We start from the raw sequence: 15,376 nt of genomic DNA, 5'->3' as shown, positions 1-15,376 counted from the left end.
AGATGGGCGAACGTCCGATATTCAAAAACAATTCGGGGCGCGCACGCCCGGAAGGATACGGACGAGGGCAGTGCGCATGGGTATGAGACCGATGGTCGTGTCGGCCTGACAGGCAGCGCGAGCATGGAAATCTACCTGGTTGCGGGGTCCTTGCCGCTTTGCTGCGACAGACGCAGTTCTTTCAGCCTTTTGGTTTTCTCGCGGCGAGCCCGCTGCTCTGCTTCGATGGTTTCCTTGGCGGCTCGCTCGGTGTTTTCGAAGCGATCCTGCCGGTAAGCCTTTGATGAGGGTTCACGTTCTCTTGTCATGGCCGCTAAACGCAAATCGGCGAAAACGGTTTCATGAGAAAACGAGGGAGCCGCTCTCAAAAAATCGAGGTGGTCGGCGTCGCCCGTCTATTGCAGCCGACGGGTGCTCAAATCTGTCGTGGCGGTCAAGTCATGCCGCGGGCGCCTCACCGGCGCCCGCGGCATGACGGATCATTCCTTAATGAAAGCGAGGATGTCCGGATTGATGATGTCGGCATGGGTCGTGCACATGCCGTGCGGAAATTTCTCGTAGACCTTCAGCGTGGCGTTCTGCAGCAGCTTGGACGAGAGCAACGCAGAGTCGGCGATCGGCACGATCTGGTCGTCGTCGCCGTGCATGACGAAGGTCGGCACGGTGATGATCTTCAGGTCTTCGGTGAAGTCGGTTTCCGAGAAGGCCTTGATGCCGTCGTAGTGCGCCTTGGCGCCGCCGATCATGCCCTGGCGCCACCAATTGTTGATGACCGGTTCCGATACTTTCGCACCCGGTCGGTTGAAGCTGTAGAACGGGCCGGCCGGCAGGTCACGGTAGAACTGCGAGCGATTGGCGGCGAGCTGCCTGCGCAGGTCATCGAAGACCTCGATCGGCAGGCCGCCGGGATTGGCATCGGTTTTTACCATGATGGGCGGCACGGCGCCGATGATGACGAGCTTGGCGACGCGGCCCTGCGGCTGGCCATGGCGGGCGACGTAATGGGTCGCTTCGCCGCCGCCGGTGGAGTGGCCGATATGGACGGTATTCCTGAGATCGAGATGCTCGACGACGGCTGCGGCATCGGCGGCGTAATGATCCATGTCGTGACCGTCGCCCACCTGGGTAGAGCGGCCGTGGCCGCGCCGGTCATGGGCGACGACCCGGTAGCCCTTCTCGAGGAAGAACAGCATCTGGGCGTCCCAGTCGTCGGAGCATAGCGGCCAGCCATGATGGAACATGATCGGCTGGGCAGTCTTCGGCCCCCAATCCTTGTAGAAGATCTCGACGCCGTCCTTAGTCGTGACTGTGCTCATGTCATGGCTCCTTGGTTGATTGGATTGATGCGGTCGGAAGTTTGCGCCGTCGCCGGCGGAATTGGCAAGACTACGAGCGCCGTTGCCCCGAAGGCTTGAGCAAGAAGCTGGGGCGTGAGGTAACACCGGCGGAATATGCTGATGTTGTTATTGAATACCCTTTTCTATTATGTTGATATGACAGAAGTTTGTATGGCCCGGTGCGATGGTCGCCGCAACAGGCTTGATGGCGTCGCGACGGCAGCTGATTTCACGGGCGAACGTCTGCAATGAGCCAGTTTTTTTCCGTTCGTTCAAGATATCTGTCCGGGTAGTTCGATATATCTGTCCGGCTAGTTATGTTCGCGTGCTCCCGCAATTTCAGGCAGCCGCCCACGCTCACTTGAACGCCGGTCGACGCCCAACCATCTAATCCTCAACAACAGTATGATGGCGAACCGTCGCAACCGAGACCGCTTTGGCCGCGGACGACCGTTACTCCCGCCTGAGGATTAAATCATGGGTTACATGGACAAGGCGATAGCGCCTCAGAATGACGGGGCGCTGATCGATGTCTATTCGCAATCGATCGCGGCAGCAGTCGACACGGTCGGGCCGGCCGTCAGCCGGATCGAGAGGGTCGGTGGCCGGCAGGGGCACGGGTCGGGCTTTGCCATCTCGCCTGATGGATTGATCATCACCAACAGCCATGTCGTCGACGACGCCAAGGTCGTTCGCATTACCACGCCCGATGGCTTCGTCACCGAGGGCCGTGTGCTCGGCCGCGATGTCGATACCGATATCGCCCTCATTCGCGCCAATACAAGCACCGGCGCCTGGGCGAAGCTCGGAGATTCCCAACGCCTGCGCCGAGGCCATATCGCCATCGCGATCGGAAATCCTCTCGGTTTCGAGTGGACTGTCACCGCCGGTATCGTCTCAGCGCTCGGCCGGTCGATGCGGGCAGCCAGCGGCCGGCTGATGGAGGATGTCATCCAGACCGATGCGGCGCTCAATCCCGGCAACTCAGGCGGACCGCTGGTGTCTTCCAGCGGGGAGGTGATCGGCGTCAACACCGCCGTCATCCAGGGCGCGCAGAGCATCGCCTTTGCCGTGGCGTCGAATACGGCCAATTTCGTTGTTTCGGAAATTCTCCGCTACGGCCAGGTGAGGCGCGCCTTCATCGGTATTTCAGGCGATACGATCGTGCTGCCGCGCCGGGTGGCACTGGCGGCGGGCACGGTGCAGACGACCTCCGTCCGCATCCGCCGCGTCGAGCCGGAAGGGCCGGCGGCAAAGGGAGGGCTGCAGGAGGGCGATTATATCCTCGCTATCGACGGCAGTCCGGTCGGCGGCGTCGATGATATCGTCCGATTGATGGATGGCAGCAGAATCGAGAGGGATACCGAGATCCTGGTGTTTTCAGTAGCAGGCCGGATCGTGAAGAAGACCCTGCTGCCGACGGCGCGGACGCCCTGACAAAGACATCACCTCACGTCAGGCGCTGACCGCCTCCTGCTCCGTCCCTGAAAAATCGACAGCCGCAAAGGCCGCCGCCAGCACCTCCGGCCCGGCGCCGCTCTTGGCTGCATCGGTCGACAGGATCTGGCGGTAGCGCCTGGCGCCGGGCAGGCCGGTGAAGAGGCCGACCATATGGCGGGCCACGTGCTGCAGCCGGCCGCCGGCCGCGATGTGGCGTTCGGCATAGGCCATCATCCGATCACGCAGCGCTTCCCAATCCGGTTCGCCCGCCGGCGCGCCGAAGAAGCGCTGGTCGATTTCGGAAAGGATCGCGGCGTTCTGGTAGGCGGCCCGGCCCAGCATGACGCCGTCGACATGTTCGAGATGGGCGGCGGCTTCATCAAGCGTGCGGATGCCGCCGTTGATGCCGATGAAGATGTCGGGCCAGCGCTGCTTCATCCGATAGACAATGTCGTAGTCGAGCGGCGGGATCTCGCGGTTCTCCTTCGGGCTCAGGCCCTTCAGCCAGGCCTTGCGGGCATGGATCCAGATTGCGTCGGCGCCGGCATCTAGAACGCGGGTGATCAGCGCCGGCAGCGCCTGTTCCGGCTCCTGCTCGTCGACGCCGATCCGGCATTTCACTGTCACCGGCACGGTCGCTGCCGCCTTCATCGCCCCGACGCATTCGGCCACCGTCTCCGGCGTCAGCATCAGGCAGGCGCCGAAGGTGCCCGACTGCACGCGGTCGGAGGGGCAGCCGACATTGAGATTGATCTCGTCGTAGCCGTAGGGTTCGGCGATCTTCACCGCCTCGGCAAGCTTGGCCGGGTCCGATCCGCCGAGTTGCAGCGCCAGCGGATGTTCCGCGGCGTCATGGCCGAGCAGCCGGTCGCGCGGACCGTGGATGATCGCATCGGCCACCACCATCTCGGTATAGAGCAGCGCCTGCCGGCTGATCTGGCGATGGAAATAGCGGCAATGCCGATCCGTCCAATCGATCATCGGGGCGACCGCAAAAATCGGGCTCTTCTGCGTCATCGACGTTCCATAATTCGTTGTTCTCTGGGTGCCGCAAGGGCCCCGCACCGCCGCGGGGGCGGGACCATCTCTTCAGCGCGCATATAACATCTGGCGGTGCGATCGACAAATGACGGTGACGCTGCAAACAGAAACGGCGCCCCTTGCGGAGCGCCGTTCATGCCGCCGAAGCGGAAGTCTGACTTACGAAGCCGAGATGTTGACGGCCTTCGGGCCCTTGCCCATGCGGTCCGGCTCGGTGTCGAAGGTAACCTGCTGGCCTTCGCGCAGCGACTGGATGCCAGAAGCCTGCAGCGCAGAGATATGGACGAAAACGTCCTTTGCGCCGCCGTCCGGCGTGATGAAACCAAAACCCTTGTCCTGGTTGAAGAATTTTACGGTGCCCTTGGTGGCCATTGGGATCGTCCTTTTCCCTTAGTCTGTGTAGTATCCGCGCCCCCGAGAGGAAGCGGACGGCTTTAGCTTTCGCCCCGATCGATGGGGACGAAGGGTCAGTCGGAGAAGTCACGTACGGGGAAAGAACGTCTACGTAGGCGGGTAGTCCCGCGCCGCCTTCCAAACGGAAGGGATTACCACATCTGTCCAGTCACCGGCATGCAAATGCCCGAGTATCAAATTGGTGGCAGCTTTTCGGGCAAAAAGCAAGTGGGATTATTTTGGCATGCCCGCATCGATGGCAGGAAATGTCGAAGATTCAGATACTTGAGGAAGAGTTAGCGGTTCCTTGCATGGCTGTGCCAGAGCGGGATTCCGTTCCGAAACGGGATGAGCGGTGGTGGCGTCGGCAAACAGGATTTGGTCACAGCCCGCAAGCCTCAGATTTTGGAGACTTTCGGAACGTGACCGAGAGGGTACGGGAGAGGACCAAGCTGGACCGAGTGGTCGAAGCTCCACGAAAATTGATTGGAACTCGGCCAAGCTGGAGTGCTGGCTAGCCAAATAGTCAGGCCGGGCACTTTGGAAGAAAATCATGGAGCGCTACCGGTTGGTGGCCAGAATGCAAGGAGTGCTTAAGTCCGATTCGGAAGTCCTTGACTTCGCATGATCGGACTCACTACACGCTATGGATGGCACTCGCGAGACGCGAACCATCAAGATCGGTGACCGAAGGAAGTCGAATGGATTCGCGGCAAACGGTCATCACCTTCGCGTTTGTCGGCATCGTTTACGTGCTGGGTTTGCACGTCCCACTCCCTGGGATCGATTTGGATGCCTTTACCGGCCAGAGTTACACTGTCGATTCCGGCATGCTCTCTCGTGTATCGATCCTAGCCCTCGGACTGATGCCCCTCTACGCCGCGCTGGGACTTGCGGAAATTGCACGGTTGATCGGTTTTCCTTGGCTCAAGCGGAAGGACAAGCAAAGCGGAAACATCGGCCCAGGAGCTGTTGTCGTTGTGATCGCGCTAGTCGTTGCGGCTATGCAGGCTTGCGGCATATCAGGCGGCTTGGCCGCGACGCCTCTCGTCGATGACGAGGTGACTAATTTCACCATCCTCACGATTGCATCCTACATGGGCGCGACGGCGTTTACGATCTTTCTTTCCGACCGGATAAGGATCGCGGGCCTGCGCGACGGCTTCTGGCCGGTCTATTCGATTCCAATCCTGTTAGGCCTACCAAACAACGTAATCATGTCAGTCGAAATGACGAGAACCGGAGCCGTGCCTTCGACGCAATGGCTGATCGTCGCGGTTTATCTCGTGATGTCGGTCGCGGCCGTGGTTGTAACGTCTGTCTTGTGGAGATCGGCATGTCGTGAAACTGGCGTCGTCGAAGGAGAAGCGGTCGAGCCCAAGGAAATTCTCATCTGGCCGCCGGTCCTTGCTATCACCGCTGCAGTTTATGTGTTGGGCGTCATCGCCTTCATTGCCCCAAGTCTTGCTGCTGCAGCGCAAGGGGCGACCCTGCAAGTTATCGTTCTCGCAATAGCATCGATCCTGATCCCGCTCGTTGTTTTCTCTTATATTAGGAGACTCAAGGTCGCGAATATTCGTCTGATTGTGATCGCAATCATTATCGCCTTGATCCAGATATTGCTGCTCGTCTCCGGCGCTATTGTAAGTGCATTCATTCAGCTTCCAGTCAGCCCAGGCGCCATCGGAGTCATCGTTTTGACGGTCACAGCCCTTGGGCTTCAGGACCGGGATAAAGTCAAAGTGGAAGGCTCATTGAGACCTCATGTCTCAGCCCAGACTGACTCATGATCGCTTCAACTCACGGAAACGCTTAGCTCTCTCGGCCAGTTCCCCTCGTTAGTGCTCGAGTAAAGGGTGCGGCACTTGCTCTTTCGGTGCTATAGCTACCGCTACTGCGCATCACCCAGCAAAGCGCTTAGGCTCCACGGATTATTCCCCTTCTGATTGGCGATATCGTCGACCTTCCAGCCGCCGTGCTGCCGCACCAGCGTGTAGAAGAGCGTCACCTCGTCGCCGTTTTCGAACTGCACTTCCACCTCGGCCTTATTATCCAGCAGGATGGGCTGACCGATCCTGACGTCGCTCGCCGCGCCGTCCTGGCCCGCGATGACGGGATCGAAGTCGATCGCGCCGACATCGCCATCGGGCGTGTTGTCGAGATCGGCCTGGAGCAGCTCGTTCAGATGGTCGGAGAAAAAGATCGAATAAGGCGAGGGCGCCTCGGCGTCGCTATTGTCGGTGTTGTAACTGTAGAGCGCCTTGAGCAACGCCTTCGGTGTCTTGTAGGTCTCGGCCGATGCGGGCAAGGCTGCAAGCGCCGACACGGCAAGGGCCAGGATGAATGTGGGAAGACGCATGCGGGCTCTCCTCGGATGAGCAGAAATCATAACCGAAACGGACGTCCAGGTGGAGCTGCATTTTTGAAAGGAGATTGCCCGGGCACGGCCGCTGGCCTTGCCAGTCTCCGGCCGGTGTCTGCGGGCGATTACCAGGAAAGTCGGCCGCTCGTAGCGAGGCGGGGAGTCCGGCCTCTCTTTGTCGGGATCGCCGGTGAAGCATCTTGCGTCCACCGGCGATCGTATCGCGATTAAATCAACGCTTCATGCGACAGGCTGGTAAACGACGGCTCGAAGACGTCCTTCACGGCGATCGTGAAATCGTGGCTGGTGGTGTTTCCAGCCGCGTCATAGGCCTCGGCGGTGAAGGTCAGGCTGTGGTCGCTTTCGAAGTCGATCGCAGCCTTCGTCTGGATCTTGTTGCCGACGAGCTTGAAGATGCCGTCCGCGTCGTCGGTCAGCCGCCACTTCACCGCGCCGCCTTCCGGATCCACGGCGGAGAGAAGGCCGACCGAGGTGCCGATCGCGACATTCTCGGATATCGAGCCGCGCGAGAAGGCAAGATTGATCGGCGCCTTGTTGACTGGGGCTTCGTTGACGTCGAGGACGTTGATCGTGATGTCCTTTTCGACCGTGACCTTACCGTCGGACACCGCCACCTTGATCGTGTACGATTTGGCTGTCTCGTAGTCCAAAGCCTTCGAGGTGACGATGCGATTGCCATTGAGGCGGAAGTGATCGTCGGCGCCGTCGATTAGCTTGTAGGTAAGCGTGTCGCCATCGGCGTCCTTTGCGCTGAGCAGGCCGAGCGTGGTCCAGATCGGGGTATTTTCCAGCAGGGAGGTTTTCGATAACTGGATATTGGTCGGCGCGGCATTATGGTCAGCCGTGAAGGTGCCCTTGGCGAAATCGTAGACACCATCGGCAAAACGAGCGATTTCGATATCACGCAGCGTATCGGTACCCTCTTTGGCGCTCGTCAGGATATGATCAGCATTGTTCATCGCGAAGGTATAATTGGCAAAATTGCCGGAGAAGACCGCCGTGTCGATGCCAGCGCCGCCAAACAGTGCGTCATTGCCGGCGCCACCTTCGAATCGGTCGTTGCCATCGGTCCCGAAGAAATAGTCGTCGCCACCGCCGGTCTTGACGTCGATACCGAAGGCGGTGCCATAGATGTCGACGTGGCGGTTTGCCAGTTCGTCGGAGAGGTCAGCATGGGCGCTGTCTGTCAGCGTCAGTGCGAGGACATCGTTCTCGTAACCCGGCTTGTCGTATTTGACGATCTTGTCGAAGCTTTCGAACTGGGCGGCCGAAGCGAGAACCTCGGCTCCCGCCGTTTCAAGAATTTCAACATTCTTGATCGTCAGGCCGGCAAGCCCGATGGATTCCTGCCCCGGGCCTAAAGTAGGTTTGATGACCTGTAGCGTGTCCGTGCCGGCGCCGCCATCGATTACTCCGGAAAGCGCGGAAGAGTGTGACTGCAAGTTGATGGCATCATTGCCATCGCCGGCATCAATATCGAAGGCCTCAGGGGCGGTCGACATATTATCGCCATCGGTGATTTTATCGTCGCCCGCGCCGCCTTTGATGACGTCATTTCCGACGCCGCCGAAGATCTGATCGTTGCCATCGCCGCCGGTCAATTTGTCGTTGCCGGCATTGCCGTTGATCGTGTCGTTGCCGCCGCTACCATCGAAAGTATCGTTGCCGTCGGTTCCCGTAAATATGTCGTCACCGCCGCCAGTCTTGACGTCAATACCGGAGACCGTGCCAAATATACTAGCCCGACTGTTTCCAAGCTCGTCGGAAAGATCGACATGGGCCTTGTCCGTCAATCTCAAGATGGCGATGGAGGAGCCGAAAGCGTCCTTCGTTCCCGAGATTTTGTCAAAGCTTTCTAACTGCGCGGATGAACCGGTAAAGCCATACTCATTCGTTTCAAGAATTTCGAAATTCTTGATCGTCAGCCCGGCTATCCTGGATACGCGCAGTGTATCAATGCCGGTACCGCCATCGATCGTGCCGGAAAGCCCCTGAGATTGTGTCTGGAGGGTTACGATATCGTTTCCGTCGCCGGCATCGATATTGAAGACTTCTGATGAAAGACTCGAAACATCACCATCGACGATTACGTCGTCGCCCTTGCCACCGATCAACCGGTCATTTCCACCATTGCCGTTGATGTAGTCGTTACCGTCGCCGGCGTCGAAGATGTCGTTGCCGGCAGTTCCGGTGAGAAGGTCGCGAGCGCTCCCGGTCGTGACGTCGATGCCGGAAACGTTAGGGCCGCCAAAGATGTAGTTTAGCTTGCCTGCCAACTCGTCGGAAAGATCGACATGGGCGCCGTCTGTCAAGACCAGCTGCACGGAAGAATCGGAGCCGGTACCGATGATTTTATCGAAGGATTCGAATTGTGCCGTCGATGCGGTCACGCTGGATGTCGCAGGCTGGAGAATCTCGACGTTCTTGATCGTCAGGCCTGTCAGATCATTGGCTTGCAGCGTGTCGGTGCCGGCCCCGCCGTCTATCGTTCCCGATATCTTGGCGAAAGAGCCGGTGAACAAAATCACTTTGTCGTTGCCATCGCCGGCATCGATATTGAAGGTTTCAGCGACATCGGAAAAATAATCTCCGTCGCTAATCGTGTCATTACCCGCGCCGCCCTTGAGGACGTCATTGCCGACGCCGCCGTAAATCTCGTCATTGCCATCGCCGCCATTCAGCGTGTCATTGCCTGCTTCACCATTGAGCAAGTCGTTACCGGCGCCGCCGCTCAGCGTGTCTGCGCCACCACCACTCACTATGGTGTCGTTGCCGGCGCCCGTCGTGATCGTATTGGGGCCGCTCGAGCCCCTGACGCTCGCGGAAACCGAGCCCAACTCGTCGGCGAGGTCTGCCACGCTGGAATCTGAGACGGTGAGGGCGACGGCGGAGAGAGGATTAGCGGCGGAGTAGCGGATAACGTCGTAAGCTTCGAATTCAGCGCCGGTCTTGGTAATTGTAGCGCCGTTGGTGTCCAGAATGTTCAAGGCCATATTCAAACTTTCAAAAAAGAGGTTGGCGACGCATCCCTGAATCTGGGAGCGATCATGTTGAGGTTAGATCAGCGCTTAGTGCAGCAGGCTCGAAAACGATGGCTCGAAGACGTCCTTCACGGCGAACGTGAAGTCGTGGCTGGTGGTGTTTCCAGCCGCGTCATAGGCTTCGGCGGTGAAGGTCAGGCTGTGGTTGCTTTCGAAGTCGATCGCGGCCTTCGTCTGGATCTTGTTGCCGACGAGCTTGAAGATGCCGTCCGCATCATCGGTCAGCCGCCACTTCACCGTGCCGCCTTCCGGATCGACTGCTGAGAGGAGACCGACCGATGTGCCGATCGCGACGTTCTCGGAGACCGAGCTGCGCGAGAACGAGAGCTTGATCGGAGCGTGGTTGATCGGCGTTTCGTTGACGTCGAGCACGTTGATCGTGATGGCCTTTTCGACGGTGACCTTGCCGTCGGAGACGGCAACCTTGATCGTGTGGGATTTGTCCGTCTCGTAGTCGAAGGCCTTCGAGGTAACGATGCGATTGCCATTGAGGCGGAAGTGATCGTCGGCGCCGTCGATGAGCTTGTAAGTAAGCTTGTCGCCGTCTGAGTCTTTGGCGCTCAGCAGGCCGAGCGTTGTCCAGATCGGTGTATCCTCGGAGAGGGAGGTTTTCGAGAGCTGGATATTGGTCGGTGCCGTATTGTTGAGTTTGAATGTTTCCGTGGCGAAATCGTAGACGCCATCGGAAAAACGCGCGAATTCGATGCCTGTCAGCGTATCGGTTCCTTCCTCGGCGCTGGTCAGGATGTGATCGCCATTGTTCAAAGCCAGGGAATAATTGGCGAAATTGCCTGAGAAGATCGCGGTGTCGATGCCTGCGCCGCCGATCAATTTGTCGTCGCCGGCACGGCCATTGAAAAGGTCGTTGCCTCCACTGCCGTCGAAAATATCGTTGCCGTTGGTGCCGACAAACTCGTCGGCGCCGCCGCCGGTCTTGACGTCGATGCCGGAGGTGTAACCGGTAATGAACGCCCCGACATCTCCCAGCTCATCGGAAAGGTCGAGATGGTTGCCATCCGTCACAGCTAATGACGCGCGCGAACTGTCGAACGGATCGGTCAACCAGATGATCTTATCAAAGCTTTCGAACTGCGCGCTCGAACCCTCAACCAGGCCAATCGTTTGAAGGGTTTCGATGTTCTTGATCGTCAGGCCTGTCAGCGTGGAGGCTTGCAAGGTATCAATCCCGGCACCGCCGTCGATTGCTCCGGAAGCCAGTGAATCATATCTTTGAATAGTTATGGCATCGTCGCCCTCGCCCGCATCGATGTCGTAGACCTCAGGGGTAACGTCGAACAGTTCACCATCCGAGATAAAATCGTTGCCGGCGCCGCCTCTGATGACGTCATTCCCGGTGTTGCCCGAGAGCTGGTCATCGCCGTCGCCTCCATTCAGAATGTCATTGCCATCTCCGCCCGTGAGCAAATCACTGCCATCACCGCCGTTCAGAGTGTCGTTGCCATCTCCACCATGGATCCAATCGTTTCCGTCGCCGCCGTTCAACGTATCGGCGCCGTAACCGCCTGCGATTTTATCGCTGCCTGCGCCGGTGGTGATGATCGAATCGCCTCCGCCGAAGTCGGTCACATCTGCGACGGCCGAGCCCAGTTCGTCAGAAAGGTCTACCGTCCCGGAATCTGAAAGGAACAGAATGACGGGGGCGAGAGGATCGGTTGGCGAGTTGCGGATGACATCGTAGGCTTCGAACTCGGCGCCGGTCATGGTCGTTATGAAGCCATACGTATCGAGGATATTCAAAGGCACATTCGGTTGGGTATCATTGCTTGTGAAGGTTTCCGTGCCGAAATCGTAGAGGCCATCGGCAAAGCGGGCGAATTCGACGCCTGTCAGCGTATCCGTCCCTTCCGCAACACTTGTGAGGAAGTGATCGCCATTGTTCAACGCAAAGGAATAATCGACGAAATTGCCTGCGAACAGCGCCGTGTCGATGCCCGCGCCGCCATTAATGGTGTCGTTGCCGGCGCCGCCGGTCAATTTGTCGTCGCCGGCATTGCCATTGAGGATGTCGTTGCCACCGCTGCCGTCGAAAATGTCGTTGCCGTCGGTGCCGGTGAACTCGTCGTTACCGCCGCCGGTCTTGACGTCAATGCCGAAGGCATCGCCGTCGACGAACGCTCCCAGATCTCCCAACTCGTCGGCGAGATCGAGGTGGGCGCTGTCCGTCAGTGTCACTGCGGCGCGAAAGTCGCCAAACGGATCGGTCGACCAGACGATTTTATCGAAGCTTTCCAATTGTGCGCTCGATCCGGCGACCGACCATCCTGCCGTCTCAAGGACTTCGATGTTTTTGATCGTCAAGCCCCGGAGCGAAGCGGCTTGCAGCGTATCGATCCCATCGCCGCCATCAATCGTTCCGGAATTCAGCGGAGCCAATGTTCCTACGCTTATGGAATCGTTGCCGTCGCCCGCATTGATGTCAATGACTTCCGCGCTTAGGCCGAAAAGTTCACCATCGTCAATCGTATCGTTGCCAGCGCCGCCTCTGATCACGTCGTTCCCGACGTCGCCAGAGATGTGGTCATTGCCGTCACCGCCATTCAGCGTGTCATTGCCAACGCCACCATTGAGGCTGTCGTATCCTGCGCCGCCGTTCAGCGTGTCTGCGCCGTCGCCGCCTGCAATATTGTCGTTGCCTGCGCCTGTCGTAATCACATCGTTGCCGCTTGTGCCGATCACATTGGCGGAGCCAGAGCCCAGTTCGTCGGAAAGGTCTACAGTGCCTGAATCCGAGATGACTAGGTTGACCGGGACGAGAGGATTGATTTCGGAGTCGCGGATGACGTCGTAGGCTTCGAACTCAGCGCCGATTTTGGTAATCGTCGCGCCATTCGTGTCCAGAATATTCAGCGGGGTGCCCGGCTCGGTGCTGTTGACCGTGAAGGTTTCCGTCCCGAAGTCGTAGACGCCATCGGCAAAGCGCGCGAATTCAACGTCTGTCAGTCTATCCGTGCCTTCCAGCACGCTCGTCACGACGCGACTGCCATTGTCGACCGCGAAGGAGTAATCAGCGAAATTGCCTGCAAATGCAGCCGTGTCGATGCCCGCGCCGCCATCAATGGTGTCGTTGCCGGCGCCGCCGGTCAGTTTATCATCGCCGTCGTTGCCATTGATGAGGTCGCTACCGCCGCTGCCGTCGAAAATGTCGTTGACGTTGCTGCCGGCAAACTCATCGTCGCCGTCGCCGGTTTTGACGTCAATACCGGAGAAGCCGCGGACAAGAGTGCCAAGATCTCCCAGTTCGTCGGAAAGATCGAGGTGGGCGCTGTCCATCACCACCAGCGAGGGGTCATAACTGAAGACGGGGTCAGTTGACCTTACGATCCTATCAAAGCTCTCGAACTCTGCGCTCGAACCGCTAATCTGAAATGCTGCCGTTTCAAGGTTTTCTACATTGTTGAGCGTCAGGCCGTGGAGCGACCAGGTGCGCAACGCATCGATGCCATCACCGCCGTCAATCGTTCCCGACGTAAACGCAGCGAAGCTGTCTATGGTTATGACGTCGTCGCCGTTGCCTGCGTCGATGTTCAGGATTTCCGGCAGCGGGCCCTCAGGTCCAAAGTTAAAACCGCCATCGGTGATTCGATCGTTGCCATCACCGCCGACCAATTTGTCGTTGCCGGCATTGCCGTAGATTATGTCGTCGCCGGCGCCACCGGTCAGTGTGTCCGCGCCGTCGCCGCCTGAGAGGATGTCGTTGCCGGCACCGGTCGTGATCGTGTTGTCGCCGCTCGAGCCGGTCACATCCGCCGATACCGAGCCCAGTTCGTCAGCTAGGTCCGCGGTGGAGGAGTCGGAGACGGTGAGGGAGACAGGTCCGGAAGGATTGGCTTCAGAGTAGCGGATAACGTCGTAGGCTTCGAACTCGGCGCCGGTGTTGGCCATTGGGGCGCCGTTTGTATCCAGAATATTCAAGGCCATATTTTAATCTTCCCCAAAAGATGCGTTTTACTCTGAAATATGAGAAATCCCCGAAAGAACTGTTTATCGGCTCGGCCGACGACAACCCCACGGGGATCTATGCCAACCATTAATGAAGTTTTCAATGAAAAATTGTGATTTTTTCTTGGTCTTTTAACGAAAAAGTAAGGCTGAAATACTGGGAAAGGACTTTAAATTTGCAAACCAAAAGGCGTATTTTAGTCTTTTAATTTATACCCCTCCTATTCGGACATAAGCTCGCGGTATAAGCGTGAAAAACTGTATTCGTTTGGCGCGCTTTGGCATTGCGCGTCGGCGCCTGACCGTCGGCGTCGCTATTCCGCCTGATGACGGGCTTGGCGCCTGCCGTTTGAGGGCGGCCTGTTGAGACCTCTCATGCGAGCTTGATGAGGCCCGCCGCGGTGGGGGAAAATCCGCAGCCGCGGTAGAAGCCGGTCAGGTGCGGTTCGAAATCGACATGCAGCCACTCAGCGCCGCGCTCCTGCGCAACTCTCGTCGCTTCCCTGACCAGCCGCGTCGCAATCCCCTGCCGGCGCGTGTCGGGATGCACTGAGGTGTCGAGAATGAAGGCATGAATGCCGCCATCCCAGGCGACGTTGACGAAGCCGACGAGTGTGTCGTCGTGATAGGCGCCGATATGGGCGAGGCTGCGGGGCAGGATGCGAGAGAAATCCGGTGCTTTCGGCGTGCTCCAGGCGGCTGACCAGAGGGCGTTGAGTTCGGCGGGCGAGGGGAAGGGGTCGATGCGGAGTTCGGGCATGGGTGGTTTCCGATTCGTAGTCGCGCCGCTTGCCGGACGTGTTTTCTCCGCCAATTCCGCTTGCTTCGCAATAGACCGATGGCTGGGGCAGGCCTCCTCTCAGCCTTGAGGTCAGGGCGCCCACTTCTCATCCTTCATTTCTGTGTCCTCATGGCCGCGAAGGGGCATTCCTGAATGGACACAACTGACGCTTCGTTGACGACGTCTCTGTCGAGAACATAATCGGAACATCTAATACTCCATCGACAGAGAGCGCAATGTGCGGACGCATCTTCGTTAAAACTTCGCTTGAAGAATTGATCAGCAATTTCGCCTTTGCGGTGAAGGGCGGGGATATCGACGGGCTGGGAAATCGCTTTCCCCGATGGAATGGAGCGCCGTCGCAAGATTATCCTATTATTATCAGGGATATCGTGCGCGAACCCGATACGTTAGGCCCCATATTCGTGACCGCGCGCTGGGGTCTGATGCCTTCCTGGGCGAAGCCCGGCGGCAGGCCGCCGCCGGTCAACGTCCGCTGCGAGGGGATCAGCTCCAACGGCATGTTCCGCTCTGCCTACCGGTTGCGTCGCTGCCTCGTTCCGATCAATGGCTTCTTCGAATGGAAGGACATTCACGGGACCGGCAAGAACAAGCAGCCCTATGCCATCGCCATGACGGACGGCTCGCCTTTTGCGCTCGCCGGCATCTGGGAAGCATGGACGGATGAGAAGGGCGCGTCCATCCGCAACTTCGCCGTCGTCACCTGTGAGCCGAACGAGATGATGGCGACGATTCATGACCGCATGCCCGTCATCCTGCATCGCGAGGATTACGAGAGATGGCTGTCGCCTGAGCCGGACCCGAACCATCTCTTGAAACCCTTCCCGGCGGAGCTGATGACGATGTGGAAGATCGGCCGAGATGTCGGCTCTCCGAAGAACGACAGGCCGGAGATCATCGAAGAAGTCGAGGACGATCCGGAACCGACGCTGATCTGACTTTACCGGCTCGGGCGGAGCCATTCACGAAACCATGCGGC

Annotated in this window: 10 protein-coding genes and 1 pseudogene; 3 read left to right on the top strand and 8 right to left on the bottom strand. The window is 58.6% G+C overall.

All coding sequences use genetic code 11. From position 1 onward, the window contains the following. Positions 1-479: 479 nt before the first annotated feature. A complete protein-coding gene (locus J3O30_RS13855) occupies positions 480-1,316 on the bottom strand; it encodes an alpha/beta hydrolase (protein ID WP_207580879.1) in 837 nt (278 codons plus the stop codon). A gap of 498 nt (positions 1,317-1,814) precedes the next feature. Between J3O30_RS13855 and J3O30_RS13850 the strand changes: the two genes are divergently transcribed. Beyond that, positions 1,815-2,774 carry a trypsin-like peptidase domain-containing protein gene (locus J3O30_RS13850; RefSeq protein WP_207580878.1) on the top strand — a complete coding sequence of 320 codons (960 nt, stop codon included), beginning with the start codon at positions 1,815-1,817 and terminating at the stop codon, positions 2,772-2,774. An 18-nt stretch (positions 2,775-2,792) separates the two neighbouring features. On the opposite strand, the gene dusA is transcribed toward J3O30_RS13850, so the two are convergent. Together dusA and J3O30_RS13840 are read right to left on the bottom strand one after the other, a co-directional pair. Next, the gene (gene dusA, locus J3O30_RS13845) at positions 2,793-3,794 is read right to left on the bottom strand and encodes a tRNA dihydrouridine(20/20a) synthase DusA (protein WP_207580877.1); all 1,002 of its coding nucleotides are present in this window, start codon (positions 3,792-3,794) and stop codon (positions 2,793-2,795) included. A 183-nt stretch (positions 3,795-3,977) separates the two neighbouring features. Then, positions 3,978-4,190, bottom strand: coding sequence for a cold-shock protein (locus J3O30_RS13840; protein ID WP_003540801.1), 213 nt, complete (start codon positions 4,188-4,190; stop codon positions 3,978-3,980). A 722-nt stretch (positions 4,191-4,912) separates the two neighbouring features. Here J3O30_RS13840 and J3O30_RS13835 point away from each other — a divergent pair. Further along, positions 4,913-6,001 (top strand): preprotein translocase subunit SecY, encoded by a 1,089-nt coding sequence (locus J3O30_RS13835; RefSeq protein WP_207580876.1) that lies wholly within the window; start codon positions 4,913-4,915, stop codon positions 5,999-6,001. A 101-nt stretch (positions 6,002-6,102) separates the two neighbouring features. Here the strand turns inward: J3O30_RS13835 and J3O30_RS13830 are convergent, their stop codons facing one another. The 5 genes and pseudogenes from J3O30_RS13830 to J3O30_RS13810 form a co-directional block, all read right to left on the bottom strand. Next, on the bottom strand, positions 6,103-6,570 hold the full coding sequence (locus tag J3O30_RS13830; protein WP_164012128.1) for a DUF3828 domain-containing protein: 468 nt from the start codon (positions 6,568-6,570) through the stop codon (positions 6,103-6,105). A 230-nt stretch (positions 6,571-6,800) separates the two neighbouring features. Further along, positions 6,801-9,587 (bottom strand): cadherin domain-containing protein, encoded by a 2,787-nt coding sequence (locus J3O30_RS13825; protein WP_207580875.1) that lies wholly within the window; start codon positions 9,585-9,587, stop codon positions 6,801-6,803. 75 nt (positions 9,588-9,662) lie between these two features. After that, positions 9,663-13,016 (bottom strand): metal-binding protein, encoded by a 3,354-nt coding sequence (locus tag J3O30_RS13820; protein WP_246762761.1) that lies wholly within the window; start codon positions 13,014-13,016, stop codon positions 9,663-9,665. Between the two features lie 265 nt (positions 13,017-13,281). Beyond that, positions 13,282-13,538, bottom strand: a pseudogene (locus J3O30_RS33175) (calcium-binding protein); the annotation flags it as partial. A 430-nt stretch (positions 13,539-13,968) separates the two neighbouring features. After that, a complete protein-coding gene (locus tag J3O30_RS13810) occupies positions 13,969-14,355 on the bottom strand; it encodes a GNAT family N-acetyltransferase (RefSeq protein ID WP_207580874.1) in 387 nt (128 codons plus the stop codon). A gap of 257 nt (positions 14,356-14,612) precedes the next feature. Here J3O30_RS13810 and J3O30_RS13805 point away from each other — a divergent pair, with 257 nt between their 5' ends. Next, on the top strand, positions 14,613-15,335 hold the full coding sequence (locus J3O30_RS13805; protein ID WP_207580873.1) for an SOS response-associated peptidase: 723 nt from the start codon (positions 14,613-14,615) through the stop codon (positions 15,333-15,335). Positions 15,336-15,376: the final 41 nt, after the last annotated feature.

This window comes from Rhizobium sp. NZLR1 (genome assembly GCF_017357385.1).
In the GTDB taxonomy this organism is placed as follows: Bacteria; Pseudomonadota; Alphaproteobacteria; order Rhizobiales; family Rhizobiaceae; genus Rhizobium.
The sequence above is the reverse complement of the archived record's forward strand: the minus strand, read 5'-3'. Positions and strand labels throughout refer to the sequence as shown.

Excerpts from the sequence above, each read along its gene's own strand:
- J3O30_RS13855 (WP_207580879.1), bottom strand. The coding sequence starts at position 1,316 with ATGAGCACAGTCACGACTAAGGACGGCGTCGAGATCTTCTACAAGGAT.
- J3O30_RS13850 (WP_207580878.1), top strand. The coding sequence starts at position 1,815 with ATGGGTTACATGGACAAGGCGATAGCGCCTCAGAATGACGGGGCGCTG.
- dusA (WP_207580877.1), bottom strand. The coding sequence starts at position 3,794 with ATGACGCAGAAGAGCCCGATTTTTGCGGTCGCCCCGATGATCGATTGG.
- J3O30_RS13840 (WP_003540801.1), bottom strand. The coding sequence starts at position 4,190 with ATGGCCACCAAGGGCACCGTAAAATTCTTCAACCAGGACAAGGGTTTT.
- J3O30_RS13835 (WP_207580876.1), top strand. The coding sequence starts at position 4,913 with ATGGATTCGCGGCAAACGGTCATCACCTTCGCGTTTGTCGGCATCGTT.
- J3O30_RS13830 (WP_164012128.1), bottom strand. The coding sequence starts at position 6,570 with ATGCGTCTTCCCACATTCATCCTGGCCCTTGCCGTGTCGGCGCTTGCA.
- J3O30_RS13825 (WP_207580875.1), bottom strand. The coding sequence starts at position 9,587 with ATGGCCTTGAACATTCTGGACACCAACGGCGCTACAATTACCAAGACC.
- J3O30_RS13810 (WP_207580874.1), bottom strand. The coding sequence starts at position 14,355 with ATGCCCGAACTCCGCATCGACCCCTTCCCCTCGCCCGCCGAACTCAAC.
- J3O30_RS13805 (WP_207580873.1), top strand. The coding sequence starts at position 14,613 with ATGTGCGGACGCATCTTCGTTAAAACTTCGCTTGAAGAATTGATCAGC.